General features: G+C 60.1%; 2 protein-coding genes. One reads left to right on the top strand and one right to left on the bottom strand.

Annotated features, from left to right (window positions below):
- Nucleotides 1-310: hypothetical protein (locus ACFU6K_RS38510; RefSeq protein ID WP_380671250.1), on the bottom strand; the 310-nt coding region annotated here is incomplete at its 3' end.
- 125 nt (nucleotides 311-435) lie between these two features.
- Here ACFU6K_RS38510 and ACFU6K_RS38505 point away from each other — a divergent pair.
- Nucleotides 436-1,572 (top strand): hypothetical protein, encoded by a 1,137-nt coding sequence (locus ACFU6K_RS38505; RefSeq protein WP_380671248.1) that lies wholly within the window; start codon nucleotides 436-438, stop codon nucleotides 1,570-1,572.
- Nucleotides 1,573-1,651: the final 79 nt, after the last annotated feature.

The raw sequence follows: 1,651 nt of genomic DNA, 5'->3' as shown, positions 1-1,651 counted from the left end.
CGTCTGCCGCGATCGCCTCGCGCATCCGAAACACCGGTGGCTCCTCTCCTGCGTGATGGTTCTTCGCATTGGCCAACGCATTGTCAGAAGTGAGCCCGGACCGAAGCGGCTTTCGGAGGGCGGCGCGGCGCATGTCGGCGGGGACGGTGTCCAGGCGTGCGGAGTCGACGGCGGCCGCCGGGCCGGTGGGATTGGGGCTGGTGTACCACCCTGCGATGCAATGATTGGAATCAGAACTTTCCTCCCAAGGAATCGGTAGGTTTATCGTCAAGGCGTCCTGAGATTCCAATCCTTGGTGGCCTTGTTTCATGGCGACACGATGCCTGGCTCCGGAGAAATCCAGCTCAACTGTGCTTCAGTAAGTGCGCATACGCTCCACTTTGTGTCATGGGCAGGGCGCGGAGTTCCTGCCAAGGCGAACAGAAAGGATGGCCCATGCCCTCCAAAGGCGAGACCGAAGACGCACAGCAGGAAAAGAAGGCCGGCCTGTACAACGCGCTGATCCAAGGGCTTCAGCTGGACCCCAACCGATTCCAGCTGATCTCGCCGGCGACCCCGGTCGGAAATACGTCGGACAAGATCTGGAATTTCTTCGACAGCATCCCGCCCCGGACCCTGGCCTACCACTTCGATGAGGCAGGAGAAAACCGCTTCTACGACACCTACGCTGAGGTCATCAACAGGCTCCAGCCGCCGAGTGACGACGCGTTCGAGGAAGCTGTCGGAGACTACATCGACGAGTGGAAGAAATACCTCAAGAAGCTTAAGCCGGCGCCGACCATCGAACAGCTCCCAGGGGTGTTCCGGGATTGGGCTGCGGCGAACCATCCGGAAATCGCCGAAGCAGGCACACAGGCCCTGGAGCAGCTGGTCAATGATCCGCTGCTTCAGGCGCAGGAGCAGGTGCGTGACAAGAGCCACTTCATCAGGAACACGCCTGACTTCAGCTCCACGATCGAGGATCTGAGGAACGGCATCAGTAGGGCGCAAGGCGCAAAGATCACCTTCGACAGCGCCACGGCCAAAACCGATGTTCGGAAGACGTGGGCCAGCGGCGAATTCGGTGTCTTCTACTTCATCTTCGGCGGAGGGGGAGGAGGCTGGTCCAAGGTCAGTGAGACCTTCGCCAGCTCGAACGTCACTGTCGAATGCACGTTTGGCCACGTGATGACGCTTCCAGGGCGCCCAGGGCGTTGGTACAACTCCGCGGCACTGTCCCGTGCCTACTCCACGGAGGACAACACCGTATGGAAGCCCGGAAAGCCGAGTTGGAACAGCACCTTCGGCCCCAAGGGCGACATGCAGCGATTCTGCACCGATCTGATCGTGGTTGATGGAATCGAGTGCACGGTGACTTCCGATGCCATCTATTCCCAGAAGGATCGGGAGAGGTTCGAATCGGACGGCGACATCGGTATCTGGCCGTTCTTCTTCGGCAATGTGGAAGGTGGCAGTTCAACGAAAACCTCCGTCACCAGCGAAGGGCACTTGAAGGCCGTCACCACCAGCCCTGAAGGCAATCCGCTGATCATCGGCTGCAATGTCACTCAGGTCAAGGATTTCTTCGGGTAGTGCCATCACCGTAGTCGAAGCTCGGTTGCGCCGAAGACGACGCCGGTGGCCGGGTGTCCTTGTCGACCCGACGTGGGGG

It is taken from the genome of Kitasatospora sp. NPDC057512 (assembly GCF_042802135.1).
Classification (GTDB): Bacteria; Actinomycetota; Actinomycetes; order Streptomycetales; family Streptomycetaceae; genus Kitasatospora.
This window is presented reverse-complemented; position numbering and strand designations above follow the sequence as displayed.